This is a genomic window from Occallatibacter sp. (assembly GCF_049802275.1).
Classification (GTDB): Bacteria; Acidobacteriota; Terriglobia; order Terriglobales; family Acidobacteriaceae; genus Telmatobacter.
Map to the genome: position 1 here is coordinate 1 of NZ_JBARMD010000402.1, position 25,162 is coordinate 25,162.

Here is a 25,162-nt window from a genome sequence, read left to right on the forward strand (position 1 = left end):
GCTCAGTCGCTGACGCGGGAATCGTGGAGTTGCGCTGGATGATCCTTGCAACCGTTCCACCCAGCGCTTCAATGCCCAGCGAAAGCGGCGTCACGTCCAGCAACAGCATCTCTTCGGTTGTCTTCGACGCGCCGGCAAGAATGTCTGCCTGCACGGCCGCGCCAAGCGCAACAACCTCATCCGGGTTCAATTCAATATGCGGCTTCTTGCCGCGCGCCGCGAGATGAAACAGATCGTCAACCAGTTTGCGCACCGCGGGAATGCGCGTCGATCCACCAACCATCACCACTTCATCGATCTGTTCGGGCGTGATTCCAGCATCAGCAAGCGCCTGTTTGCAAGGACCAGCCGTACGACTCAGCACCGGCTCAATCAACTGCTCAAAAACGTCGCGAGGAATCTCACGCTGATAGCGATCACCGTTGGGCAGTTCGATATCAAAACGCGCCGCATCGTCCGCAGAAAGCGCAATCTTGGCGTCGATTGCAGCTTTGCGCAGAGCCTGCACAGCGCTGGGGTGCGTGCGCAGATCCACGCCGTGCTCCGCGTGAATCTCATCAAGCGCAATGGCGAGCAGCAGGTTGTCAATATCGTCGCCGCCAAGGTGCGTGTCGCCGTTGGTTGACTGTACCTCGAAGATTCCGTCGCGGAGCTTCAGAATGGAGATATCAAAAGTCCCACCGCCGAGATCGTAGACAGCAATCGTTCCGACGTTAGCACGATCGAGCCCGTACGCAAGTGCTGCAGCGGTGGGCTCATTCACCAGGCGCAGCACTTCAAGACCCGCCATGCGACCAGCATCCTTTGTGGCCTGGCGCTGCGCGTCGTTGAAATATGCAGGAACAGTGATGACGGCCTGCGTAACTGGCGATCCGAAGAACCGCTCAGCGTTGCGCTTTAACTGCCGAAGAATGTAGGCGGATATTTCAGGTGGAGTGAAACGAAGCTCGCCAAGTTGAACACGCGGCACTTCTCCTGCCTCGACATCGTCCGCGAGCCGGAACGGGAACAGCTTCAGTTCGCTTTGCACTTCTTCAAGCCCGCGGCCCATGAGGCGCTTCACGGAATAGATGACGCGCTCCGGAGTCTCGATGAGCACCCGTCGCGCGCTGTTGCCCACCGTTACTGTGGGCCTGCCGCCGTCGGCCGGCATGGGGTCGAGAGCCACCACAGACGGCACCAGATTCGAACCATCGACACCGGGAATGACCACCGGCTTATCGCCTTCCATATATGCGACCAGGGAATTCGTCGTTCCCAGATCGATTCCAACTACGCGTCCTTCTGCCATGATTCTCTTAGGCTCCCAGTGTTTCCGTCACGTCGCGTACAAGATTGCTGACGTAGCGCCGGCGATCGAGCAGGCCCACCATCTTTTTCTGCGATTCCTGCCGGGCGCTTTCATCGCCCGCATCCCACACTTGCCATTGCGCGCGAAGATCGCGATCAACATCGTCGAGCAAACCGTCGAACTTCTTCTTGGCCTGTTCGAGACTGGTTTGAAGTTCCGGATCGGTGTCGCCCATCTTCCGCGCCATGCGCATCTCTTCAAGCTGCATGTTCAGGTCGAACGCTTCCTCAAGCAGATCGGCCGGCACACGCGATACATCGTTTTGGTTCTTGCGACCCTTGCCGGCGTGTTCTTCGCCGATTTCAGCGCCGTGCAGCTTCAGCAGATATTCCGTACGGCGGATCGGATCTTTCAGCGTGCGATAGGCGTCGTTCAGCAGCGCGGTATGGGCGAGACTCCACTGCTTTTCGTTCTCCTGCGCCCGCGCGAAGCGATCGGGATGCAGCTTGCGGCTGAGCTTGTGAAACTGGTGCTCGAGCATGCCGAGGTCGAGATCGAGCTGAGGCACCAATCCAAAGACAGAAAAATAATCGCCTCCCGGAGGAGGCTGAATCTTGCTGCAATGCGGACAGAAAAGCGTGACATCGTTGTGCGCGACCGCGCACGACCAGCACGCGACCGGTACTGCAGAATCGAGAACTTTCAACATGAAAAGACTCCAGGCGGAAGACTATGAGAAGGATGAACCGCAGCCGCAGGAGCGCGAGGAGTTCGGATTGATGAAGTTGAAGCCCTGCCGCATCAGCGTCTCTTCATAGTCCAGCGTCATGCCGTGCAAATAGACGAACGACTTGGGATCGACAAACACGCGCACTCCCTCGAACTCGTAAATGCGGTCACGTTCGCGGGGGCGCGAATCGAACTTGATCGAATACGAAAGCCCGGAGCAGCCGCCGCCCATAACCCCAAGGCGCAATCCGCCTTCAGTCGGCGACACGCCTTCCTTCTCCATGGCGACGCGGATCCGCTTCACCGCACGATCAGTGACCTGCAGTCCCTGCGACGCAGCCGCCTTGTTCTCTGGCTGCGCCGGCGTTGCGCTCGCTCCCTCCGCCGGCTTCGATTCGATGGATACAAAGTTCGACATTGTTTCCTTCTTGCCTTGAAACCGCGCTTACTTCGCTTCGACGGCAACCGCCGCATTCTCGGCGACACCGTTCTTCTTCTTCCAGTCGCCGATTGCCGCACGGATGGCATCTTCCGCCAGCACCGAGCAGTGAATCTTGACCGGAGGAAGCGAAAGCTCCTTCACGATGTCGGTGTTCTTGATCTCCAGAGCCTCTTCAACCTTGCGGCCCTTGATCCATTCCGTTGCAAGTGAAGAGCTCGCAATTGCCGAACCGCAGCCAAAGGTCTTGAACTTGGCTTCTTCAATAACCTGGGTCTCTGGATTAACGCGGATCTGCAAACGCATTACGTCGCCGCACTCGGGAGCGCCTACAAGCCCCGTACCTACATCTCCGGAACTCTTGTCCAGTGTGCCCACGTTACGCGGATTGTTGTAGTGATCTACGACCTTATCGCTATATGCCATGATTCGAACTCCTCCCGCGGGGAAGCCGCGTACTTCTGTTTGATTCGGCAGACACGCCCGCCGATGCTTATCAATCACCCAATCTGAGACCCGGCGCTCAAGGCAGTTCGCCCCGTAGAGCTAGTGCGCCTGCCACTCAATCTTGGTCAGGTCAATTCCCTCTTTCACCATCTCGTAAAGCGGTGAAAGCTCCCTTAGTTTCTTCACAATGTCAATGACTTTCGCCGCGACATAATCGACTTCAGCCTGAGTATTGAAGCGGCCGAGGCCGAAGCGAATGCTGCTGTGCGCGACGTCGTCGCCCAAGCCCAAAGCCTTTAGCACATATGAAGGCTCAAGAGTTGCCGAGGTGCAGGCCGAGCCACTCGAGACGGCAACATCATTGATGCCCATGAGCAATGACTCGCCTTCGACGTAAACGAAGCTCACATTCAGATTGCCAGGCAATCTATGCTCCATAGACCCGTTCACGTGAATGTAGTCCAACTCGGACTGAAGCTTGTCGTTCAAACGATCGCGGAGACCTCGAAGATACGCCGCCTCGCTATCCATTTCGGCATATGCAATCTCGCAAGCCTTACCAAGTCCTACAATCCCGGGAACGTTGAGCGTGCCAGAGCGCATGCCGCGCTCGTGGCCGCCGCCATCGATCTGCGCGGCAATTTGAACGCGAGGATTGCGGCGTCGAACATAAAGCGCGCCAACGCCCTTGGGTCCGTAAATCTTGTGACCCGAAAGCGAGAGCACGTCGATGTTATCCGCGATCACGTTTACCGGAACCTTGCCCACAGCCTGCACCGCATCGGTATGGAAGAGCACGTTCTTCTCGTGACAGATTTTGCCGATCTCGCGAATCGGCTGCAGCACACCGATTTCGTTGTTGGCAGCCATGATCGAAACGAGAATCGTCTTGTCGTCGATGGCGCGCTTCAGATCTTCGAGATCGATTAGGCCATCGGCCTTCACGGGCAGATAGGTTACGCGGTAGCCGTACTTCTCCAGGCGCTTGCATGTATCGAGAACGGCTTTGTGTTCCGTGACCTGCGTGATGATATGGTTGCCGCGTTCGCGATACATCTCCGCGATGCCCTTGATGGCGAGATTGTTCGACTCGGTTGCACCCGACGTGAAGATAATTTCCTTCGCAGTTGCGCCAATGAGTTTCGCGATCTGCTCGCGCGCCGTCTCGACCGCCTGCTCGGCTTCCCAGCCAAACGAATGGTTGCGGCTCGCCGCGTTGCCGAACTTCGCCGTGAAATAGGGCAGCATCGCTTCCAGCACGCGCGGATCGATCGGACTGGTAGCGTGGTTATCCATGTAGATAGGCAGCGTCACACCTGCCGGCGCTTCAACGTGACTCGTAACTGTACTCATCCCGACCTCTCCATCGTTGTTGCGGCTCCGCTCAGCGCGGAGAGTTAACTAAATCGTCAGCGAAACCAATTTCGGTTCAAGCACGTGGCCTGGCGGGTGCTCATGTTCGGCCAGGTCCTGGATACTGATGCTCTTCAGAACGCCGGCAATTGTATCGTTCACCCGTGCAAGCGGTTCCTTGATTGTGCAGTTCGGCGTCAGGTCACATCCCTTGGCGCCCTTGGTGCACGAGGTAATAAAGAACGGTCCATCGATCGCGAGAATCACTTCGTAAGCCGAAATCGATCGAGCTGGCCTCGAAAGTGCATATCCCCCGTTCATGCCGGCGTGGGACTTCAGCAGGCCAGACTTGGTAAGTTGCTGAAGAACCTTGGCCAGCAACTGGGCGGGGATTCCGTACGCGTCGGCAATGTCCTTGGCACTCAAGGCAGCCGTATCGGGGCGTTCGGCCAGGTATTTGAGCGCCATCAACCCGTAATCGGCCTTTTTGGTGAGCTTCAGCATAATATGCGACTTCTTCAGTCCACATTTAGTATACGACCAATAATGTCGCCCTTTCAATTCTTCCGACTACCAATTCGAAGGAGGTCTTCGATTCAAGCGTTGGACGTGCCGACATTGTGATCGGAATCCCACTCGAATACAGCCCAATCGACGAATGGTATTCGTCCCCTTGAAACCTAAACCGCTCCTGCTTCGATTGAGCCATTCCCGGCAGGATTCAACGCTAAACCTTTGAATCTAAGAACAAACGTGTCTGCGGGTCCACGCAGATCATTTCGGTACCCTGCGTGTGCGGACTTCCGATGCTTCTCCTTGCCCCTGGGGCATCTCAGATTCGGCCGCGCGCAGTTCAACTAAGAGCGCGGCCCCATGGTCGAGCGCTTTGCGCAAGAGTCAGAGGGGATTCCCATGGCCACTCATCAACCACCCGATACCCTTCCCGTTTGCTAGCGAGCCAAAGATTCACCAAAATGCCGTTTGAAATTGTCGAAAAGCTCGCTACAATCTGCGGCAAGAGTTTTGTAATTCAACCCTGCCCAATACGATGGTTACCGCCTGCAAACACCCCAAGGTTCGAATTGTCTCCCGGCACGAAGACACCGAGTACGTTGAATGTCTCGAATGTGGCGATGTCTTCGATTCAGAAGAATTTCACGATATGGCAATTGAAGAATCCGCCGAGAATGAAGAAGAGAAAGAGGACGAATGAGGCCTCTGATAAGCGGGCAAGCCCTGGCATACCCAGAACTACTTAGATGAGCAATCTAAAGGGTTTAGTATAGCCTTCCCGTCCGCTTCATTTGGCGCCTGGCCCAGTGCTCTGTGTGCTGCTGCGGTGCGATGCAATCCAGGCATAGTGGAGACCCGAAGCCACCGTAAGTCCAACGGTCGCGTCGAGTGACACCAGCCGCAGGATAACGACCCACTTTGCCGACGTCAGCTGATGCAACAGAACAACCGCAACGGCCGTCACCTGGGCAACCGTATTCGCCTTGCCGAAGATACTCGGACCAAATTCCCGGCGTCCCGCCACGGCGTAGAGGATGGCCGCTACCAGCAAGATGCCTACATCGCGACCGAAAACCAATATCGTAACGGTGGTCGGCATCAATCCCTTGTACATAAGAACCAGGAACAAGGTGCTCAGTAGGAGCTTATCGGCGACCGGATCGAGGTATTCACCCAACATGGTTCGCTGCTTGAGTACGCGCGCCAACACCCCATCGAGAGCATCGGTCAATCCTGCAGCGATGAAGAGTGTAAAGCTGAGACCGAACCGGTTTTGAAGAATGGCAGCCACCAAAAATGGCGCCAAACAGATGCGCAAGACTGTAAGCAGATTGGGCGCATTGCGCAGCGGGTTCTGTCGTGTGGTGGGGGCCTCAGTCATCGATTCGCGGTTTCTCGACCTGTCACGTCTTGCCCTGCTGGGGCCGCCTGAACCTCTCCGATTAGAAGATAAGCCCCGATGGGCCTTGCAGTTGCGGCCATAAATTTGACCGAGATAAATGGTACAGCATCGACGAGTTGCTGCAACAGCCCTGCTTTTCCCGCTGCTCTGATGCTGATAGACTAATCTCTGTCGCTTTACAGGCGCGTAGCTCAGTTGGTTAGAGCGCTTCCTTGACACGGAAGAGGTCGCTGGTTCGAATCCAGTCGTGCCTACCACTTTCCCTTAAAAATCAACAACCTACAGACGAGACCTCTTCTTTCTGGTCCCCGTCGAGGGTTCCCGAGGGTGCTGGCGCTTGGGGCAAGCCCAAAAAACACCTCAGCGCCATATCCTGCGCCTCTCGCGTCTCCTCTTTGATGGCCTGCTGATAGAGCCCCATGGTGACCACCGGATTCGCATGCCGCAGCGTTTCTTGCGCAACCTTCACATCGATCTTCAACTGGCGGAGCATCGTGCCGAGGCTGTGCCGGAATGAGTGCCACCCAATTGTCTTGTTCACTCCCAGCTCTCTGAGTACCGGACGAATGTGATGTTTAAGGACCATGTCCGGTTGAAGTGGCTGCGCGCCATTTTTCTGAATGGAAGGGAACAGGAAATCTGAATCGGACTGGTACATCGATTCAGCCTTCCACTTCTTCAACTCCTCCCCAACGATCGGATGAAGAGGGACAGGTTTGCGGGATGCCTCGGTCTTGGTGGGACCAATAACGTTGCGCCAGATTGAACGCGTCACGTTGATGGCCAGCGCTTTGAAGTCGACGTCCTGCCAACGAAGAGCCATGAGCTCTCCCCTGCGCAAACCGGTGCTTGCATCGAGGAGAACCATCACTCGTTCCCGCATAGGAAGCTTTTCTATCAGAGCCTGGAACTCCGCCGGCCCAAGGATGTCCGGATCGCGGAGCCTCTTGGCGGATGTCCGTACCGCGGTGATGGGGTTGTTGAACACAAAGCCGTATCGAATCGCGTGAGTATAAAGCGCCGACATGACGTTGCGGATCTTCGCCTTCGTCGCACGACTCGCTGGTCGCCCGTCCTTCCTCTTGATGCCGGCAAGCCACTTCTCAACCTCAATGCTCTTGATGGCGGATAGTGAGCACCCGCCCCACTTCGGGACGACGCGGTTGTCAAGGAAGTCAGTGTAGCTCTGGATCGTTGAGTAGGCCTTGCCAGGCCGCTGCAATTCCTCCTTCTTGTAATGAGCGACAAGCTGCTCGATGTTGAGGGGAGCGCACTGCGCTCCCTCGTTTACCTCTACCCTGAGCTGCGCGATTGCCTTCTCCGCGTCCCTGCGTTTCGGGAATTCGAGCACCGTGCCAATAATCTTCCGCTTATAGACACGCTGTCCTTTCTCCTCCGCGTAGTACCGGAATGCCCACACATCGGGTTGGCTCTTGCGCTTCAAAATAGTTAGGGAACCCCGCTGATAACGTTGCGCCTGCATACGGATCTTCTCCTTTGCAAGCGCACTGATGGCTGACGAGGAGTTTACATTCTCTCCGTCCAAAATCAACTGTGGAGAGTTCATGCGGCAACCGCTCCATTCGTCTGGCCATTCAGCCAATCGATAAGCTCGTCCTCGAAAAAACGCCAGTACTTCTTTTTTCCTTGACCCGTCGGGTGCGCGGGCAAATAGTCTTGCCTAGCCCAACGAGTGATGGTCTTGTCGTCGAAACCAAGGAACTCGGCAGCCTGGAGAGGCGTCAGGATCCTCCGGTTCCTTCTTTGTTGGGGTGCAAAGGACGGAGAGTTCCGGTTGTGTTCGTCTTGTTGCGGGTGATTCTGACGGCCGCTGCTAGCAGTCGGTATAAATGGGGCGGAGTCGTTCTGAGATGGGGTGCGTTGCTTCCGACCTTGCGAAAGATTAGCTGCTCTTCCACCGTCGGCAAGTTGATTGTTCTGGGGCAGGGGGCGGGACATCCCGGCGGCTTCTGCAGTCAAATAACTACTGGATCGAACTTTCTGTTGCAACTCCATTCTCCTGGGGGGCCGGGGGCACCGGCCGCGTGAGCGCGTAGTCCGCCCCGCGGAAGGAGGGCACCATAAAAGATCGCCTTTCCTGCGCGAGACCAGACCAAAAACGTTACGGACGAACTTCCGATTAACCGCTAATCAAGGTGGTAGAAATGTCCCCGCACATAAAGTTCTATTCGTCATTCTTCCTTCCTTTCAGCTAGGCCGAGCATCGTCCTCGACATTTCTCTAGTACTCGAGACCTGAGCCTCGCAAAGGACTCCCGAAACCGCCACAGCAAAAGGCCAGCGCCGGTGTCCTGCGATAACCATCCCACAGGCTTCACTACTTGCCAAAGCCATGGCGCCAGTCCTCCTCATGGCCTCGCACTCGACGGAGAAGCATTTTGTTCTGCGTGTACTCCTCATAAGATGGTGGGGTTAGGTTTTGGAACCACAGGATTGAGGCCATTCTCGCTCGAATCGCGCTGCCCCAGTACCGCCTAAGGGTGAGCTATCGAATTAAGGACTTTAGATTTAACGTGTAATTCGAGAGGTCTATAATCCTCGCAAGTTTGCAGGTAATTCCATGACACGAGAAGAACGAGTGACACGGGCAATGGCTTGCTCCGGAAACTTCTTCCTGGTGCTCACCCAGCCCGAACTTCGCCGTGAGGGCATGAGCTTCCTTTCGTTCTATGCTCTGCAGCGTGCAGTCGAAAGGGCAAAGGACCCGGGTGGCAAGTATTCCGAGCAGTGGCTTCGGAGCGAAACCGGTCTGGAGGACTACGAAACGAGCCGAGCTTGCACTCTGCTGGTAAGGAGTGGACTCGTCAAGGCTTCAAAGCATGACGACGACCGCCGGGTGAGAAAGCTCGTTCCGACCGCCCTTGGCTGCCGGGTTCTCAGCAGAATCATGGAGGCTGCAGGTCGACGCCTCTGGAATGGAATCGATCACGCTGGCCGAATCCGCCGAGTGAAGGAAGTAACCTCCCACCTCCAAAGAGCGAATCGCATCCTCCACGGACAATTCCAGCTCTCCTTCTTCGACAGAGACCTCTCAGAAAAGAAGCCGCGAAGGAGCTCAAAGAACCGTGCTGCAACTGAGCCGCGATGAGCAACACGCTTCGCGAGCGATGAGCTCTAACATTGAGCAGTGTCTTTGGACGCCTGCCCCTAGATCACTGCCCAATAGGCGTTCCGGGCCTTTTGGAACGGTATAAGGATTGATCTAGCGCGGGAGTTTGGCCCTACGACCAGATGCTGCATGACAATGCCCTCTCGGACGCTGCGATTGAGCCGGGCCGGATGGCCTCACGGCCCTGGCCACACTTCAAACAACCTGCATTAGCGATGGTTGCGCTCTGTGGGAGCGCAACTACGAGTCGACCGGTAGCAACCACCTTTCCGACTAGCCGTTATACGGCCGGGTGGACTGGATTTGCGAACAGGTCGACATTCCGAGGATAATCAGCAGTCGACGAGTGCTAGGTCATGAACGTTGCAATCCGACCTTGCGTCCACGGATTGGGGCCCTAAATGGCAAGTCCCGTGGGTCAGCGGACTACACTGGCGTCAGTCTCGTGCAATCCGGATTGCTTGCTTGCGGGCGGGATTGCCAAGTGGCAGGATCAGCAAGGCAGTGGCGAGCCCAAACGCGCCTCCTATCAGCGTTTCCCACGCTCGCGAAGCTAGAACGAAAGCGGAACTCTCTCCGCTTACCGCGAGCGTCAGAATGAGAGTAAACGCGTAGGCGCCGCAGGCAATGTCGTACCGTTCGGGAAGCGCCATGGCGTAAATGATCATTGCAAGAGCAGCCAACGCCCAGGCCACAATAGGCGCGTGCAACGCTATAGGAAGGCATCCGAGACCGAGCGGAACACCTATCACGGTACCGATGATGCGGCGGCGAACGCGATCGATGGTGCCGAAGGTAGTGCCCGCGATCACGTAAGTGCAAGCGGTGATCGCCCAGGCAGACTCTTCGAGGCGAACCAAATGATTCAACAAAACGATAGCGAGGGCTGCGATAGCAGCTTGCAGGCCCATGCGAAGTTCGCGAGATGCGCCTCCATTTGCCGCGATAATAGAGTCGAGTGGCTGGGCGAGGACCGGATGTTCCGCCGGTCCGCTCAGCACGCGTGGGAGGATCGCCGCGACTGCTGCAATAACACCTGCGACCGCCACCGTCGGCAGATCCGCGCGTTTCAGGCCAGCACCGTAGGCTAGAAGCTGCCCTATATAAATCTGCGAGCCGATGCCCGCGCCGAGAATTCCGTAACGCTTCAAATATCCGACGAGGAAAGCGCCGGTGACAAGCGTTAGTTCGGCGCCGGGCCAGCCAGTACGATCGAGTATGGGCGAGAAACCGATCATAGTGGCAGCGCCGGCGACTGCTGCGACGCACATTAGAGCGAGGTCGCGACTGGAAGATGCTCTGGTCGATTGACCTTCAAAGACACTCGCCCACAGCGCAAAACCACCTGCGAGAGACCCCAGTAGCGTGCCGCTCAATGAGCCATGGGAACCGCCGAGCAGAGTGCCGAGCATTGCTGCGATTCCATAGGTAGTGATCAGGCGCAGACCTTTTATGCGGCGCTGCGTGCCGGGATCGACACGGTCGAGCCACTCTGATGCGATTGCCAAAATTCCCTCCTGCCAAACGATCGATCTCATCCGCACTCGCGCTTTGAATTTGCTAAGTCAGAATCCTGTCGCGTGACCGCATGGCCATAGCTACGAGCGCGCCGATCAGCAACGCGGGGAACAGTTGCCCGGTCATCGCTTCGGCGATGGTGAGCGAGCGGGCGATGGGAGAAACCGGCGTGACCTCGCCGCCGACGGTCGTTAGAGTGCAAAAACTGAAGTAAGTCAGCTTCGAGATAAGCTGATCAAAATCTGCCGGAGCGGTCACGAAACGAAAAGAGCCGGGACGGAATTGTTCAACCACTTGATAAACGGAAGCCCAAGCCATCCCCAAAAGCAGATACGCACTAACGCCGCCCTGGATGCGACTCCAGCGCACCGGTCCGGCCCGAAACATAACCACCAGCACAATATGAACATAGAGAAGCAAAGTAATTGTGGATAGAACGCTACCGACTTGGTGGAGCAGCGGCGTCGGATGGAATCGCGCCACACCCAAGAAGCCCGCTGTAATTAAAGCGAACGTTATGACAGAGAGTTTTGCAAGAAGGTTCTCCTCAACAGCGATGGCTCCGAAGACCATTAGAGAGACGATCGCGAGATCGAAGACGAGTCGTCCGGGAAGGCCCGCTTCGCGGAGCGGCGTAACGACAAAGACAAGCATGACCAGGGAAATCGTCACTAGAGTGAGCCCGAGGTCGCCAGACCAGAACTCACTCATCTGGAAATGGCGACTCGTTCGAGAACGCTCTTGAGTTGTTGTCCTGCGATTGCCTCTACCGAACATAAAATCCTCTCGCTTGAGATCAGAAACAGCCATTTTTAATCTCCTTCAGGTTCTGATCTGTCTCTCTTTTCGTATATGCTCTTTCGATTTGGACTTTGGGCCTTTAGCGACGGCGTCCGCCTCCACCGGAGTGGTGCTGAGCGGGTGCGCGTTGTACGTGTTGCCGGGGCACGCGCTGATGCCCACCCATGCTGGAGCGGCCGCGGTTGCTTTCGGCGTGGTTGGCCATACTATCACCGCTGTTGCGAGAGCGGTTCTGCTCGGCGCCGATACCGTTGTTGTCGCTGCGATTCTGCCCAAGGGACTGACTGCCGCTTTGCTGGTTACGCTGCACTCCGCCATTGCCGCCAATTAATCCGTGGTCGCCGTTACTTCCACCGTTAGGCGTATTGCCCGGCCCCGTGCCCTTATCCGGATGAAGGCCGCCGTTAGGACCGAAATACTCATTTGGGTGATAACCGCCGTTCGGACCGTAGTGCGTGTCTTCGCCCGGCTTATAACCAGGATCGGGATGAAAGGTGCCGTTATTGCTGTAGGACCCGCGACCGCCATTCATAGCCGCGCCGCCGTTGGAGTCGGCACTCGCGTGCTCTGTGCCGCCGTTGCCGCCAATCAATCCATGATTGCCGTTGTTCCCGCCGTTCGGCGTGTTGTTGGGGCCGGTGCCTTTGTCAGGGTGCCATCCGCCGTCAGGGCCGAAATACCCATTGGGGTGATAGCCGCCGTTCGGGCCGTAGTGCGTATCTTCGCCCGGCTTGTAGTTACCGTCGGGGTGAAACGTGCCGTTGGCGCCATACCACGCATGATTTTGCGATCCGGCTGCGCCGCCCGCCCAGGGGTGATAGCCGTTGTTCGATATGCGGTTGTTGATGTAGGTGTTGTGGTTGTAAATGATGGTTGTCGAACCACCACCACCGCAACAGCCCCAGTTCACATTCCAGGCGTGCCAGCCCCAGCCGAAGCCTCCGCCCCAGCCGTACGAACCGCCAATCGTGACACCAGATCCGAAGTACAGACCGACCGAAGCGAATGGCAGCGGCGGAGGCACGTAGAAGGGCACCACCACGGGCGCGCCGTAAACCACAGTCGGGTTGTACTGTGGAACGTAGACGACTTGCGGACTCGCCGGCTGAATCACGATGTTGTTCGGCGCAGGCTGAGTGACCGTAATCTGCGAAGTGGACTGCAGCGTCCCAGCTGCCTGCGCCTTTGCGCGCATCACTTGCACGGCGGCCATCACGTCCCCTTGTTGATTGGCGAATGCCTCCCCGAGGCTCGATGTCCACGAGAGGTTATGCGCCAGGTTATCCAGCACCGAAGGAAACTGCGTCAAAGCCTTGACGCTGGGATCCCAAGATTGCTGATCTACGACTTGCGCGAGCGCAGCGCCCGTCAGATTCCTGTTCTGCGCCAGCCAATCATCGGCGTATGCGACCTGGTCCGGATTCGTTGCAGCGGCGAGCACCTGCGCGACCAGCGCATCGGGGTAGAGCGCGATGGGAGCAACCAGGGCATCGAGTTGATCAGACGACAGCGGCGCAGAAGCGGATGCGGAACTGCTGCTGGCGGGTTGGTAACCGCCCGTCGCGGCAGAGTCCGTTGTCGCCTGCGCAACAGGTTGAGGTGCAGGCGTCACCGGGGGCACTATCACGGGTTGAGATGCGACAACAACCCCCGTAGCAGGCGGAGCTGCAACCGCAGCCGTGGCGGGACGAACCGCCTGCCATGGCGCGTGCTGACCGTGAATGCCATACAAACCCGTCATGTTATCGCCATAGATCTGCCCGCGGAATGTGAGGACGGTTCGCGTTACGGTGCTGAACACGATGTGATGCGCATTCACTCGTCCTTGAATCGGACCAGACTGATTAGGACCTTCGAAGTATCCTGTGATGCGGTTACCGTATTGCGCAATTTGCACATGCTTCACCACCGTTTGGCCGTCCTTGATGCTGGTGGAGTAAATCGTCCAGTCCCCCTGCACATTGTCCGGCGGCTGGTCTGCCAGTGCCAAAATGCCGAGACCCAGGAACAGCAGAGCAAAGATAGCCAGGTTCAGGACCGCCTTCATTTTTTTCATAACATCCTCCTATTTCGTTACAAGACAGGTTGGTTGCCTGCCTTCCGCGTGGCGACGACAAGATACTTGTTGCCGATATCGATGAAAGCGGTACCAACAAGCCCGAGAGTAGAGGAGATCTTCCCCCAAAGCGATAGAGGGAGCTACACAAACGCCCGTGTGGTTCTACATACCAACGCGCAACGTTCCACCCGGGGCGCGCAGACGGAGCTGCCTGGCGGGGTAGAAAAGCTGAGAAGCAACGAATTGAGGTGCACGCCGATTTGCATCGCGGTACATTGATCACAAGTCGGCCTTGGGGAGGCACCAGCCGTGAACAATGAAGTCAGAGTCTTTGTCGCGGACGATCACGCCATCGTGCGAAAGGGATTACGAGCGGCCATCGAAGAAAAACCGTCCTTGAAGGTGGTCGGGGAATCCGGAGACGGAGAGTCGGCGCTGGCGATGATCGCTCAGCTGCTCCCGGATGTCGCAGTGCTTGATATCGACATGCCCAAGATGGACGGGCTCGGTGTCGCACGCGAGCTTGCCAGGCAGGGCATCGAGACCAACATTGTTTTTCTCACTCTGCATACCCATGAAGATATGTTCCGCGCCGCCATCGAACTGCGCTGCCGGGGATATCTGCTGAAAGATAGCGCGACGCAGGAGATCATTGCCTGCATTCGAGCTGTGGTTGCGGGGCAAATGTACATTAGTCCGGCGATGACTGCGAAGCTGGTCAGGAGCAAATCCGCTTCTCCTGTCGTTTTGAAAGGAACTCCGGCCAGCAACCTCACTCCGACAGAACGAAAGATCCTCCAACTGATCGCCGAAGGCAAGTCCAGCAAGGAAATCGGCGAGGACCTTTCGATCCACTACCGGACGGTGGAAAATCACCGCACGAATATCTGCCGGAAGCTCGAGATCGAGGGGGCTAACGCACTGCTTCGTTTTGCTCTGCAGAACAAAGCGGGACTCTGACTTGCTTTATCTCGATCCAGCGAAGCTATATAACTCTCCTTCTGGCACGTCACAGCTTCTGCGTTGTTCTATGTCGAGCTGCCAGTGGGCTCCCATCGTCTCCGACTTTGTAACTCTCATCCCTCTGCCGTGTAGCACCACACGGGTCTTCGTGTAGCGACCTCTATTCTCTTGCCAATTCATCTTTCCTACACTCCGAGATGTCGTCGGCTGGGTTCCCGCTTTTCGCGCACTCCAGCCCGCCATCATTCAATGCTTCGACGCTCGTGCGCAAGCAGAAATGGAAAGGTGAATCTCATGAAGTTGACGAGGATCTTGAACCTGGTGGCCGGCGCGATGCTCGCCGGCCATCTCTATTCAGGGTACGCACAGTCTGCCGCCAAGCCGGTCAAGACCACTGCGAAACCGGCAGTAGCATTCGCGCCAGTTGCGTCCAACAAGACCGGGTTCGCGTCGCTCCCGGCCAACCATGTGCTGATCAGCACGCCTTCCGGTCTGCTCGGCGCCGCTGAGTCTGAAGGCAAGACCATCAGCCTTACCTTCCCAGCCGGAACCCAGGTGGACACTCTCAGGGCTGTTCTCAATGGGAAGGACGTTAGTTCGCGCTTCACGGCTACGGAGTGCGCCACTTCCGGATACGTTTGCGCCACCGGCTCCCTTTCTGATGCCGATGGCGTACGCGCCGGCAAGAACGTATTGTTCGCTACGGTGAAGAAGGAAGACGGCACAATGGCCAGCTCACGGCTGCGCTTCGCTGGATCGTCCTCGCAGTCTGGCAACGCGCTCCGCGCTGCGGTCTCGTCAACGGCACGGCCCAACGCCGTTGCGCCCAGCAATGGCATCGGCGACACCTTCTTCACTCCTCCCGCCGTCGCGGTGAAGACCCTGACGCCCGGCGGCTGGAACGGCAATACGCCCTGGATCGCTGTTGGCAACGAGCAGCTTCCCAGCGCGAATGACACACCTTGCGCCTTCGACACTCCTTACGTGGTGGTGGTGCTTGATCGCCAGACTCTGCAGGAGGTGAGCGGCGCGGCGAGATGCCTTGGCCATTCGGGCGATTCGAGCAATCTCACCGCCTATCTCAAAACCCTGACCTCCGACCAGATTGTCATCGTCGGCACCACTTACAACAATGCTGCTGTCGCCAATCTCGATACCTCGGCGATCGGCGGCGTGAACTGGAGTTCGACGCTCCAGACCAACCCGTATTACCCGGTGCAGTATATGACGATCGGCGTGGGTGGCGCCCAGGCTGGGTCAGCCTTCGAGAACTACTTCAGCACCAATATGGGCCCATACAACGCGTCTGCGAATGGAACGTTTGCCGAAGACGCCAACGGCAACTACAACTTCCAGCCCTCGGACGCTTATGAGTACATCGTCGATCCTCACTCCACCAATCGTGGCGGCCTCAGCACGGTGACCCTCCTCAACGTGAAGCCCCTCTCCCGATATACCGAATTCAGCTATCCGGGCAAGGTGGTCTTTACCCCGCCACCCAACTCATCCGGGGGCTACTGGCTGCTCATCCTCGAGCGCGACAACCTCGATTACTACACGATTTCTCCCAACTGCGGTGTGGCCGCGAACGATGCCCAGAAGGAGACCGACATCACCAGCTGCGGCACCTTCTACCCCACCGGCCCGGGCGTGACGTCTACGGCTCGCAAAGTCAACCTCCAGGCTCTCTCAACGGCGCTGAACAACATGAATCCGAATGAGCTCGCTTTCCTCGTCAGCATGGGAACTCCCTCGCTTGCTTCGAGAAGCATCTCCAATTCCGGGAACGCTCCGGCGCAGCCCTGGGATATGGCCAACAACAACGAGAACTCCAACTTCAACGGTGGTACCTGGGCTGATAACGGCTATATGGAGTTCGCCGCCGCGTTGAACGCTCTCGGCGCACCTGACAAGCCGACTCTCTATCTCGGCGATGCTGACGCCACGTTCGCTTACGTCACAGCCTTGGGAATTGGTAATTCGCTGAGCGGGCACTCGGTGCTATCGAGCAGCGTCTTCTCCAACCAGGGGCAGACCGGGTATGTCCACGGGGTGCTTACGCGCAATCTGCAGGGGTTCTTCCAGCCAGGCAACACCAAACAGGAAAAGGCTACCGCGGACAGCGCCGACTTCTCGATGGACCTGGTCAATGCGCAGCAACCCGTGTCGTGGCCCGAGTTCACCGCTCCCATCCTGCCCGGCGCCTCAAGCCTTCAGGGCCAGGAGAACGCCTACGCCTACCTGAGCTGGTACCTGCTGAACGCCTATTATGTGCCGGGCCAGGCCGGTCAGCCGGGTGTCTCGGCTCCCTACGCTTATGACATCCACTACTTCTTCACCGGTTCGCTCAATACTTACATCGACATTCACACCTTTGATCCGTTAAACGCCATTTGGCCCGGCGCACAGGGCTTCAGCGGGAACTGGAACATTCCCTGCAAATCAATCACAACCGATCCGGCCTCGGGTAAGCCGCTCTGCACCTGGGTTTCCCCCACTGACCAGACCACGCTGACCTTCACAACAGGCGACTTCAGCGCGGTTCAGACGCAGATGCACAACGAGATCGTCGACCTGACCAACGTGTTGCTCTTTCTGGTGGATGGTTCAACCAACATGAAGGACATCACGGTCGCCGGCAACGCCAATACGGCCCTCGCCCTGCTGGGTGCGGCATCGGAGGTGATGGCCAGCGTCAACCAGCCGACCATTTCAGCCACACCTGCCACCGTCAGCCCCTGGAACATCGTCAACATGGTGGGCAGCTTCTTGACTCTTGCGACCACGGTCCCCACCGATGGCCTTGTGAGCCCCGAGACCGCTCCATATCTGGATAAGGGACTGAACGTAGTCGCCGACCTGTTCGGCCTGTCGGGAACGGTGGGCGGTGGCATTACGCCTCCCAATTCCACCAGTTCTGGTTTACCCAGCCAGGACCTGCAACTCTTCACCACCATCGGCGACCTGGCCAACAGTGGCCTGCAGGGTCAGATGCTCGCTGGGTTTGATACCGTTGCCGACGGCATAACGGGCGACTGGGGCAAACTCAACACACTCGGACCCAAGGTTGTAGATCCGAACAATACAGCCTTCTTCTTCCCCAACCAGGTGTTGCAGAACGCTTCCATCACCGTGATGAACCAGGCAGAGCAGCGGAGCCTCTATCTCTCGCTGATCCCCCAATTCTTTCAGGTCCAGATGTGGCCCATGTGCCTGGGCCTCACGAACGAAGGTGTCAATCCCAACATGGCATACAACGCCTCCAAGGGCGGCGATGGAGGCAATCCGTTCTATACCCAATGGGATCCCGCACCTGCCAATTCCGCCGTCTGGTATCCCACCTATGGCGGTTATAGCGGCCCCCCGTTCCCGAACTACGCCAGTGTGGAATGGTTTGTCGACTGGTATATGCTTGCAGAGCCCTTCCAGAACGTAGGCGCCTCTGACACCTACGCTCCCTGGATGTCCAGCCAGCTTGCCACAACGCTGTTCACCGGTGGGCCTAGTGCGCTCAACTTCTCCTTTGACCAGTTTGTCGCCCAGGGCGGCCCAATGCAGCTGCCGCTGAACGGGAAATCGGCCTTCGCCGACTTGGCGCACAACCTTGGGGAGTTCACCGGTCACCAGAACAGCAATATCGTCGCCGCCTTCTATCCGGATGGTTCAGCCCCGGGGAGCGGAGTTGGCTCTCCTTCACCATCACCGCTGAACACCATAACTACGCTGCAAGCTCCCACCACCGCGTATGCAGACCAAAGTGTGGCTATGCAGGCAACGGTGGTCCCCCAGGTTTCCGGCGGGCCGGTTCCAACCGGCACCGTTCAGTTCCGCGACGGTTCGACCATTCTCGGAACGGGAACCCTGGATGCGACCGGTAACACCAGCTATACGGCAACAGGTCTCGGCGTTGGAACACATTCGCTGGGCGCGTACTACATCTCGAATGGCAATAGTGACGCCTCCAACTCCGCGATTACCACGTTGACGGTGTATGCGACCGATGGGCCGAATATGACGCTGTCGCTCTCAGCCCAGAGCGTGAACATTGCCTACGGATCGACCTCTCCCGCGGTCACCATAAAGGTTGGCTCGCTCTCAGGTCTTTCCGGAAATGTAGCCTTCACCTGTTCGGGTCTGCCAGTGGGGATGAGCTGCAACTTCAACCCGGCGACTCCTGCCATCACGACAGGAGGAACCGCTACGACATCGCTCACGGTCACCGCGACTGCTCCGACGAATGCGGCCAGCATGCCGTGGTTCAGGGGTATCACCGGGCTGCTGATCCTGCCGGTCTCGCTGCTTCTGCTCGGTCGCATCCGCAAGGGAGCTCATCGCATCCAGGCGCTGCTTTGCCTGATTGTGTTGGCGGTCTCTTCCGCTGGCTTGCTTACCGGCTGCGGCGGTGGTTCAAAGCAGGTTACTCAGCCTACGCTGCCTTCGGGGCCGCAAACCATCCTGGTAAGCGCGAGCACGGACACGGTGACGAAGAGCATCCCGCTTACCCTGAACATCCAGTAACTCAAACCGGGTGCGGCGAGAGATCGCCGTACCCTCAACTCTTCGCGCCGCGTGGCAGAAGAGCCTTGATCAAATGCAAAGATGACTGGAACAGATGACGATTCTAATCGTGGACGACAACGCAGGTGTTCGCCGCTTGTTGAAGCGCGTTATTGCCGAGATAGGAGCTGCAGTTGTGGAATGCAGCGACGGAGCGCACGCCCTGGCTGCCTATATTGAACAGCGGCCCGACATTGTTTTGATGGATGTTCGTATGCCATTGATGGATGGCTTGACGGCAACCCGGCAAATCAAAAAGCACGACTCGCTTGCGAGGGTCGTCATCGTGACAGACTACGACGAAGACGAGCTTCGATCCCTGGCAACTGAGGCCGGCGCTTTCGGTTACATAGTCAAACAAAATCTAACCCGCCTCGCTGAGCTGATACGCTCTGCGATCGAACAAAAATAGCCGATCCACACGATCGATCTTTGGTGCAGCGACAGCCTCGTACCTGCGCTGCAACTGGGCGGGATCGTGCGGCTCAAAATCCTGCAAGATCTGCGCCACTGCTGTTTGCACGATGAAGCACCCGAAAGAAGTCGAAAAGGAAGCTGCTTTGAGAGAGATGGAAATGTCTTACCTCAATCAGCAATCTGCTGCAAGTACGAGTCATGGCCACCTCGAACTCAAGGAGTTTGGCCTCGCCACCGTCAATGATGCTGCGCGCGATTTCAAGAACATACTCCAAAGGAGTCACAAATGCGGACGAGCCAATTCGAACTCCGCGCCGAGATTCGCTCGGCCTTTCACCCGCCGCGGGCGACATGGTGGTCTGCGCTCAGCCGTTGGGCGCACAGCATTCAGGTATCCGCCTGCCGATCCACAGGAATGAGTGGCTTGGTCTTTGCTCTTGCTACCGGTTCGTTGGATGGAATCGTAATCAATGCCGGCATCGGTCTTTACAGGGCACTGGAGATCACGGCTCCCTATCGGTGTTGGCGAGATGAGGCCGCGCGTCGGTTCTTCGTGCTGCGCCCCCGAACGTTTCGTGTCCTCATGTCGAGTGGGCAACATGGCGAACTGTGAGACCGGCCAACAGGCTTGGGTTCATACGCCATGCGAGTCGCGGATCTTGGTTTATGAGACCGGTTCTAAGGCGAGAAAGCGAACTTCTCTATCACAACCTCGGCCGGAACTTGAGAAGGGTTTTCCGCATGATGGAAGTCGTAGAGATCCATGTGCATCGTCTCGCTTGCCGGAGTGGGAAGGCCCGAAGTGAACTGGTGCTGACTGATCGGCTTCGCCTTCGGATCAATTGACGTACCGGCAAAGGTCTCGAAGGAAATGGCTCCGCGTCGCCATTGAACCTGATAGGTCACCGGGCCCGCGGGGGTAGTAAAGCGATAGAAGTTCTCGGGGGTATAGAAAGGCTGAACAACATACTGGGCATTCCTCGACTTGGCATCGCCCCAGCGGCTCAGTTCGATGTCGAATTCGTTGTGAAAGCCCTCCAGGCGAGCGTCGTCCCAGGTGAAGAATCCGAGCACCGCCGAAGGGCCGAGGTGCGCGCTGTCCTGCACAACAAATCTGTATGTGCCATAACCCAGGCTCCGATTCAGGCTCACCTCTGCGCAGGTCCAGTGTCCGCCGCGCTGCTGCATGCGCAGATGCAGATAGCCCTTCGCATCTGTCCATGCGTCGGCCGGATCGTAAGCGTTTGGCTCGCCGCCGTGATCGCTCTCCGCGGCCCGGACGTTCCAGTCATAGCCACTGAAGCGGATCACCTTGGCCGCAGCAGGTACTCCAGCCTTTCCGTTAACGACGGCGATCGCAACAACGCCGTTTCCTTCCGAGGGAAGCGCGGTAATCTTCAACGCCGGGTTGTATCCAGGGTCAACGAGGAGCACAGCATATTCCGTGCCCATGTGAGTGAAGTTTTTCCAGGTCGAGTCAGGTTGGATCCTGGTATATGGCTGGTTGGCGAAAGGCTGAATCCACCAGGCACCGCTATGCGCGTAGAGAACAATCTGCTGGCTGGGCAATGCATTCGGAGCCCGACCAGCAATTTCGTCCATCTGGTCCGGACCACCTATGCTGGAGACCGGAATCTTCGTCACTTCGATTGACGGCCTGGCCGATCCGACCGGCAAATGGCAACCGGTCAGCACGATGACGGCGACCAGCACGCTGGCGGCTGCTCGATTTCCGGAATGAGGCAAAAGGGGGAGATGATTCATGACAAATACTCAATCTCTTTCAGACACCGGAACTGACTTTCAGCGGGATCTCCATAGTCAAAACTGTGCCGGCGCCCGGCCCTGAGGTGACGCGAAGTTCGCCTCCCAACAAATGCGAGCGTTCCTCCATTCCTGTCAAACCGAAGCCGCTCTTTCCGCCTTTTGACGGGCGAGTCCCCGGCGTGAATCCGACCCCGTTATCGCGGATGGTCAGAGTCAGCCATTCCGTCGTGCGGGCGATCTTCACCAACACTTCTGTGGCCTGCGAGTGTTTCATGATATTGTTCACCGCTTCCTGCACGATTCTGTAGAAGTTGATGCGCAGTTCTTCGGGGAATGCATCGTCGATGTTATCCAACTCCGACGTAATCTGGAGACCGGAGGCAGTCGTTACCGATCTCAGGATCCCGGCGATTGCCTTCGTCAGCCCGAGTCGATCAAGCTGAAACGGGCGCAGGTTATAGGAGATCTCGCGGGTTTCCTGAATTGCCAGAGAAGTCTCTTCGCTGATCTCTTTCAGGGCACTCAAGTCGTCTTCCACAGCACCAGATTTTTCATGCGCCCGCATCGAGAACAGAGCCAGATTGTTGATCACCACCAGGCGCTGGCCGAGACTGTCGTGCAATTCGGCCGCGATGCGCTGGCGCTCGCTTTCCTGCGATGCGATGAGTTGTTGTGAGAATGCCTTCTGCAAGGCCTGTTGACGTTGCAGCTGCCTGATGCGATAACGCACCGCCATCAGGATCAAACCAGCCGCTACGCAGATAACAATGAGTTCGAACCACCACGTTCGATAGAAAGGGGCCAGGATCTCGACTGCGATTGATCGCCCTTCCATATTCCAGACCCCGTCGCTGTTGCGGGCGATCACATGAAATTGATACCTCCCCGGAGGCAGATGCGAGTAATACGCCGTGCGGCGAGTGCCGGCGTCAATCCAGCTTGAGTCCAGCCCTTCCAAAGTGTAGCGAAAGCGGATCTGGTCAGAATGGATGAAACTTAGGGCCGTGTACTCCATCTCCAGGTTCTCCCTCCCGGGCGGCACCTTCACCATGCTGTCGAGTCTGACGGGCGCCTGATCAACAAACGCCGCTTCAATCACCACCGGCGGAGGCTGCGGATTGATCTGCACAGCCAGGGGATCGACGATGGCGACACCGTCCTGTGTCGGGAACCAGAGTTTCCCGTCGCGCGTTCTGACGCCGGCAGGCCACATACCTCCATTGCACTCCTCATTCAACATGCCGTCGGACTTCCCGTAGGCAACCGACGCGATGGTGGCCAGCTTTCCATCTGCAAAAGCATTCAGCTCCGCTTTGCTCACTCGATAGATGCCTCTGTTTGAACTCATCCAGAAGTTGCCGCGCCCATCGTCGAGAATCTGAAAGACACCGTTGTTGAACAGGCCGTCGCGCTCGCGATATCGCGTGAATTTGCCGTCTCTGAAGCGTCCGAGTCCTCCGTCGTATGTGCCGATCCAGATCGTGCCGTCTCCATCCTCGTGGATCGCCCTGACATTATTGCTCGGAAGTCCGTCGCGCTCGGTCCACCGTGTGAACTGTCCGTCGCGAAGACGAGTCAGCCCGCCATAGCCACCGATCCAGATATCTCCCGAGCGGCTCTCGACAATGACTCGCACATCGTTGGTGGCCAAGCCGTCCTCAACAGTTAGCGTCTTGCTGGGACCGTCCCTGTAGGGCACCAACCCGTTCGATGTGCCGATCCACATGGTTCCTCCGCGGTCCTGCAACAGAGCTTGCACCGTCCCGAGCCTGGGAACAACAATTCCCGCCGGATTTCGAAAATGGCCGTGGTCCAGGATCGCCAGACCGGTTCGTGTGGCAACCCACAATCTTCCGTCGCGATCCTCGGTGAGAGAGGTTACGCGTGTGCCGGGCAGGCCGTCTGCGGTAGTGAAATGCGTGAGCTTGCCATCCACGATACGAAAAAGTCCCGATTGCCCCGCACCAAGCCACACCGCGCCCCTGAGGTCCTCGAAGACCGGATAAATGTTGCTGTCGACGATTCCCTGCGCCTTTCCGTAGACGTGAATCGACTGCTCACGTAGCCGGTAGAGTCCCTTACCCTCTGTCCCGATCCAGAAGTTGCCCTCACGATCCTCGAAGAAACATCCGAACGGGATGCTCGCTCCTTCTCCCGATGATTCAACGTCGAGAATCCGGGAAAGGCGCGGCTCCATGTGCAGTGTCCAGATGTGCCTGTTTGCATCCGTGTAGGAGTAATGTGGCTGGTGCCCGGAGTTTGCCCGTCTTGCCTCGCGCTGCCCCGGTGGAATGACAAACTGGGCTCCGTCGAACTGCTCCAGCCACACGGCCCCCTCCTCGTCGACCGCGGCGAGCCAGATCGAGCGGCCAGGCAGCCCTGCCGGCAGTGGATAGGTGACGAAATGGCCCCGAACGAACAGATGAATGCCCGAGTCGTCCCACCCCCAGAATCCGGCATTGTCCCAGAGAAGCGGTTCGAAATGGATCTTGAGATTTGACGGCGTTATGTTGACGAGTTGCTCGCTTTTTTCGTTCCACTGCAGGATCGATTCCTCCGCAAGAACCCACAGATTCTCAGACCCATCCCCCGTGATCGCCCTCACACTGTTCTTCGGCAGCCCGTCTTCTGCCCCCAAGGTGTGGAACGAGCCAAGATGAAAGCGCGTCAACGTACCGCCCTCACTCATGAGCCACAGGTCCCCGTTGTGATTCGCAACCATTGAATTAAAGCGGTTCGAGACGATCTGCGGCGTGTTGCTCTTGTTGAAGACCGTGAAACGCACACCGTCAAATCGTGCCAGGCCGTCGAGAGTAGCGATCCAGAGATAGCCGTCAGGAGACTGGGCAATCCCTCTGACGATGTTCTGAGGCAGGCCGTTCTCTGCCGTCCACACATCGAAGTGATACTGCGTGACGCTCGCGGCGCTAAAGGGCGCAAACGGCAGCAGGAAGGTGACGGCTGTCAACCAGCTTCGGAAGATGGAATGCGCGACTATGCGCGGGAAGGAAAGGCGGAGGCTGCAGCCAACATACAGTCGCGCCAGACAAGGGTCGTTGCTTCGTCGGGGGAATGGCCGGTGATGTGATCTTGCACCCATGACGGCGACGCGCCGCTTTCGAGGTTAACAATAGCGAAAGTGACCAATACATTATGAAGAGGTTTGCTCATGAAGTAAATCGCGCCCCTCAGCTGCTTCGCATCGCGGCCTGCAGCAGGCAATATCACGCTCCTCAGTTGCGATACCCGCGGCTGGCCGCCGGAAAGACATGAGAAATAGCTCACAGCCGCGCTCAAAAGCATTGCTACTCCGCAGAGCACCACGCACGCTCTCGCATTAGTAAAACGGGTTAGGTTCACCGATTTCCAGTCGAGGACTTTCCACTTGGACGAAAAGTCATTAGCCTTGATCGGAAATGGCTCGGGGCAGGATGGTTGGTGTACGAGAGATGCTCCGAGGCATTTTCGATAAGGGGACTAGAAGGAAGGCGGTGGCAGTGGCGGCGAAGAGGCTGGAAGACCCGGCTTGGATACGGCAACAAGGGAGATAGATCCTCACATGCGGGTAATTTCGCGAGTTGCAGGCAAGCCAAGGAATGGGCTATAAGGTCGCAACTTCGCACTGAAGACACAGGTGGGCGGAGACGTGCGATCACATCTTCGCGAGCCCTGGATGCGGTTGGAATCAGGAAATGTCGGGAAGGTCGCATCGAAACGCCAGTTGTTGCGCGGTGAGGTTGGGCCCGATGAGCATGTTGGCTCCGCAGCGCGGACAAC

The 25,162-nt window shown here is 57.5% G+C and carries 20 protein-coding genes and 1 tRNA gene; 6 read left to right on the forward strand and 15 right to left on the reverse strand.

Features of this window, described 5'->3' with window-relative positions:
• The 7 genes from WA354_RS14080 to pgsA all read right to left on the reverse strand — a co-directional run.
• Window positions 1-1,291, reverse strand: a 1,291-nt coding sequence (locus tag WA354_RS14080) for an Hsp70 family protein (protein ID WP_472813649.1), incomplete at its 3' end; no start/stop codon positions are given.
• Between the two features lie 7 nt (window positions 1,292-1,298).
• Window positions 1,299-2,000 carry a Fe-S protein assembly co-chaperone HscB gene (gene hscB / locus WA354_RS14085; protein WP_472813650.1) on the reverse strand — a complete coding sequence of 234 codons (702 nt, stop codon included), beginning with the start codon at window positions 1,998-2,000 and terminating at the stop codon, window positions 1,299-1,301.
• A 21-nt stretch (window positions 2,001-2,021) separates the two neighbouring features.
• A complete protein-coding gene (locus WA354_RS14090; protein WP_472813651.1) occupies window positions 2,022-2,438 on the reverse strand; it encodes a HesB/IscA family protein in 417 nt (138 codons plus the stop codon).
• A 27-nt stretch (window positions 2,439-2,465) separates the two neighbouring features.
• Window positions 2,466-2,885 (reverse strand): Fe-S cluster assembly scaffold IscU, encoded by a 420-nt coding sequence (iscU, locus tag WA354_RS14095; protein ID WP_472813652.1) that lies wholly within the window; start codon window positions 2,883-2,885, stop codon window positions 2,466-2,468.
• 120 nt (window positions 2,886-3,005) lie between these two features.
• The gene (locus tag WA354_RS14100; protein ID WP_472813653.1) at window positions 3,006-4,259 is read right to left on the reverse strand and encodes an IscS subfamily cysteine desulfurase; all 1,254 of its coding nucleotides are present in this window, start codon (window positions 4,257-4,259) and stop codon (window positions 3,006-3,008) included.
• Window positions 4,260-4,307: 48 nt separating this feature from the next.
• Window positions 4,308-4,763: an RrF2 family transcriptional regulator gene (locus WA354_RS14105; protein ID WP_472813654.1), complete on the reverse strand. Its 456-nt coding sequence runs from the start codon at window positions 4,761-4,763 to the stop codon at window positions 4,308-4,310.
• A 796-nt stretch (window positions 4,764-5,559) separates the two neighbouring features.
• On the reverse strand, window positions 5,560-6,153 hold the full coding sequence (gene pgsA / locus WA354_RS14110) for a CDP-diacylglycerol--glycerol-3-phosphate 3-phosphatidyltransferase (RefSeq protein WP_472813655.1): 594 nt from the start codon (window positions 6,151-6,153) through the stop codon (window positions 5,560-5,562).
• Between the two features lie 201 nt (window positions 6,154-6,354).
• Between pgsA and WA354_RS14115 the strand changes: the two genes are divergently transcribed.
• Window positions 6,355-6,431 (forward strand) — tRNA-Val (locus WA354_RS14115).
• 14 nt (window positions 6,432-6,445) lie between these two features.
• Here the strand turns inward: WA354_RS14115 and WA354_RS14120 are convergent.
• Both WA354_RS14120 and WA354_RS14125 read right to left on the reverse strand, forming a co-directional pair.
• Window positions 6,446-7,657 (reverse strand): tyrosine-type recombinase/integrase, encoded by a 1,212-nt coding sequence (locus WA354_RS14120; RefSeq protein ID WP_472813656.1) that lies wholly within the window; start codon window positions 7,655-7,657, stop codon window positions 6,446-6,448.
• Window positions 7,658-7,737: 80 nt separating this feature from the next.
• Window positions 7,738-8,190 carry a helix-turn-helix domain-containing protein gene (locus tag WA354_RS14125; protein ID WP_472813657.1) on the reverse strand — a complete coding sequence of 151 codons (453 nt, stop codon included), beginning with the start codon at window positions 8,188-8,190 and terminating at the stop codon, window positions 7,738-7,740.
• 564 nt (window positions 8,191-8,754) lie between these two features.
• Here WA354_RS14125 and WA354_RS14130 point away from each other — a divergent pair.
• Window positions 8,755-9,282, forward strand: coding sequence for a hypothetical protein (locus WA354_RS14130; RefSeq protein WP_472813658.1), 528 nt, complete (start codon window positions 8,755-8,757; stop codon window positions 9,280-9,282).
• 458 nt (window positions 9,283-9,740) lie between these two features.
• Here WA354_RS14130 and WA354_RS14135 read toward each other — a convergent pair whose 3' ends face one another.
• The 3 genes from WA354_RS14135 to WA354_RS14145 form a co-directional block, all read right to left on the reverse strand.
• Window positions 9,741-10,811: an FUSC family protein gene (locus WA354_RS14135; protein WP_472813659.1), complete on the reverse strand. Its 1,071-nt coding sequence runs from the start codon at window positions 10,809-10,811 to the stop codon at window positions 9,741-9,743.
• A 52-nt stretch (window positions 10,812-10,863) separates the two neighbouring features.
• Window positions 10,864-11,631, reverse strand: coding sequence for an ion channel (locus WA354_RS14140; protein ID WP_472813660.1), 768 nt, complete (start codon window positions 11,629-11,631; stop codon window positions 10,864-10,866).
• A 70-nt stretch (window positions 11,632-11,701) separates the two neighbouring features.
• Window positions 11,702-13,678, reverse strand: coding sequence for a DUF3300 domain-containing protein (locus WA354_RS14145; RefSeq protein ID WP_472813661.1), 1,977 nt, complete (start codon window positions 13,676-13,678; stop codon window positions 11,702-11,704).
• 312 nt (window positions 13,679-13,990) lie between these two features.
• Here WA354_RS14145 and WA354_RS14150 point away from each other — a divergent pair, with 312 nt between their 5' ends.
• The 4 genes from WA354_RS14150 to WA354_RS14165 all read left to right on the forward strand — a co-directional run bounded on the left by WA354_RS14150 (window position 13,991) and on the right by WA354_RS14165 (window position 20,231).
• Window positions 13,991-14,641: a response regulator gene (locus tag WA354_RS14150; RefSeq protein WP_472813662.1), complete on the forward strand. Its 651-nt coding sequence runs from the start codon at window positions 13,991-13,993 to the stop codon at window positions 14,639-14,641.
• A 297-nt stretch (window positions 14,642-14,938) separates the two neighbouring features.
• Window positions 14,939-19,162, forward strand: coding sequence for an Ig-like domain-containing protein (locus tag WA354_RS14155; protein ID WP_472813663.1), 4,224 nt, complete (start codon window positions 14,939-14,941; stop codon window positions 19,160-19,162).
• 94 nt (window positions 19,163-19,256) lie between these two features.
• The gene (locus WA354_RS14160; RefSeq protein WP_472813664.1) at window positions 19,257-19,613 is read left to right on the forward strand and encodes a response regulator; all 357 of its coding nucleotides are present in this window, start codon (window positions 19,257-19,259) and stop codon (window positions 19,611-19,613) included.
• A gap of 291 nt (window positions 19,614-19,904) precedes the next feature.
• Window positions 19,905-20,231, forward strand: a complete 327-nt coding sequence (locus WA354_RS14165) for a hypothetical protein (protein WP_472813665.1) — start codon at window positions 19,905-19,907, stop codon at window positions 20,229-20,231.
• Window positions 20,232-20,296: 65 nt separating this feature from the next.
• Here WA354_RS14165 and WA354_RS14170 read toward each other — a convergent pair whose 3' ends face one another.
• Genes WA354_RS14170 through WA354_RS14180 form a run of 3 tightly spaced genes read right to left on the reverse strand, consistent with a single transcriptional unit; the run spans window position 20,297 to window position 24,688 of the window.
• A complete protein-coding gene (locus WA354_RS14170) occupies window positions 20,297-21,382 on the reverse strand; it encodes a glycoside hydrolase family 16 protein (RefSeq protein WP_472813666.1) in 1,086 nt (361 codons plus the stop codon).
• Between the two features lie 19 nt (window positions 21,383-21,401).
• Complete coding sequence (locus WA354_RS14175) at window positions 21,402-24,353, reverse strand: ligand-binding sensor domain-containing protein (RefSeq protein ID WP_472813667.1); 2,952 nt, start codon at window positions 24,351-24,353, stop codon at window positions 21,402-21,404.
• A 26-nt stretch (window positions 24,354-24,379) separates the two neighbouring features.
• Window positions 24,380-24,688, reverse strand: coding sequence for a hypothetical protein (locus WA354_RS14180; protein ID WP_472813668.1), 309 nt, complete (start codon window positions 24,686-24,688; stop codon window positions 24,380-24,382).
• Between the last annotated feature and the right edge of the window lie 474 nt (window positions 24,689-25,162).

What these genes read in the sequence shown, in the direction of transcription:
- hscB (WP_472813650.1), bottom strand. Translation starts at nt 2,000, where the DNA reads ATGTTGAAAGTTCTCGATTCTGCAGTACCGGTCGCGTGCTGGTCGTGC.
- WA354_RS14090 (WP_472813651.1), bottom strand. Translation starts at nt 2,438, where the DNA reads ATGTCGAACTTTGTATCCATCGAATCGAAGCCGGCGGAGGGAGCGAGC.
- iscU (WP_472813652.1), bottom strand. Translation starts at nt 2,885, where the DNA reads ATGGCATATAGCGATAAGGTCGTAGATCACTACAACAATCCGCGTAAC.
- WA354_RS14100 (WP_472813653.1), bottom strand. Translation starts at nt 4,259, where the DNA reads ATGAGTACAGTTACGAGTCACGTTGAAGCGCCGGCAGGTGTGACGCTG.
- WA354_RS14105 (WP_472813654.1), bottom strand. Translation starts at nt 4,763, where the DNA reads ATGCTGAAGCTCACCAAAAAGGCCGATTACGGGTTGATGGCGCTCAAA.
- pgsA (WP_472813655.1), bottom strand. Translation starts at nt 6,153, where the DNA reads ATGACTGAGGCCCCCACCACACGACAGAACCCGCTGCGCAATGCGCCC.
- WA354_RS14120 (WP_472813656.1), bottom strand. Translation starts at nt 7,657, where the DNA reads ATGCAGGCGCAACGTTATCAGCGGGGTTCCCTAACTATTTTGAAGCGC.
- WA354_RS14125 (WP_472813657.1), bottom strand. Translation starts at nt 8,190, where the DNA reads ATGGAGTTGCAACAGAAAGTTCGATCCAGTAGTTATTTGACTGCAGAA.
- WA354_RS14130 (WP_472813658.1), top strand. Translation starts at nt 8,755, where the DNA reads ATGACACGAGAAGAACGAGTGACACGGGCAATGGCTTGCTCCGGAAAC.
- WA354_RS14140 (WP_472813660.1), bottom strand. Translation starts at nt 11,631, where the DNA reads ATGGCTGTTTCTGATCTCAAGCGAGAGGATTTTATGTTCGGTAGAGGC.
- WA354_RS14145 (WP_472813661.1), bottom strand. Translation starts at nt 13,678, where the DNA reads ATGAAAAAAATGAAGGCGGTCCTGAACCTGGCTATCTTTGCTCTGCTG.
- WA354_RS14155 (WP_472813663.1), top strand. Translation starts at nt 14,939, where the DNA reads ATGAAGTTGACGAGGATCTTGAACCTGGTGGCCGGCGCGATGCTCGCC.
- WA354_RS14160 (WP_472813664.1), top strand. Translation starts at nt 19,257, where the DNA reads ATGACGATTCTAATCGTGGACGACAACGCAGGTGTTCGCCGCTTGTTG.
- WA354_RS14165 (WP_472813665.1), top strand. Translation starts at nt 19,905, where the DNA reads ATGCGGACGAGCCAATTCGAACTCCGCGCCGAGATTCGCTCGGCCTTT.
- WA354_RS14170 (WP_472813666.1), bottom strand. Translation starts at nt 21,382, where the DNA reads ATGAATCATCTCCCCCTTTTGCCTCATTCCGGAAATCGAGCAGCCGCC.
- WA354_RS14180 (WP_472813668.1), bottom strand. Translation starts at nt 24,688, where the DNA reads ATGCTTTTGAGCGCGGCTGTGAGCTATTTCTCATGTCTTTCCGGCGGC.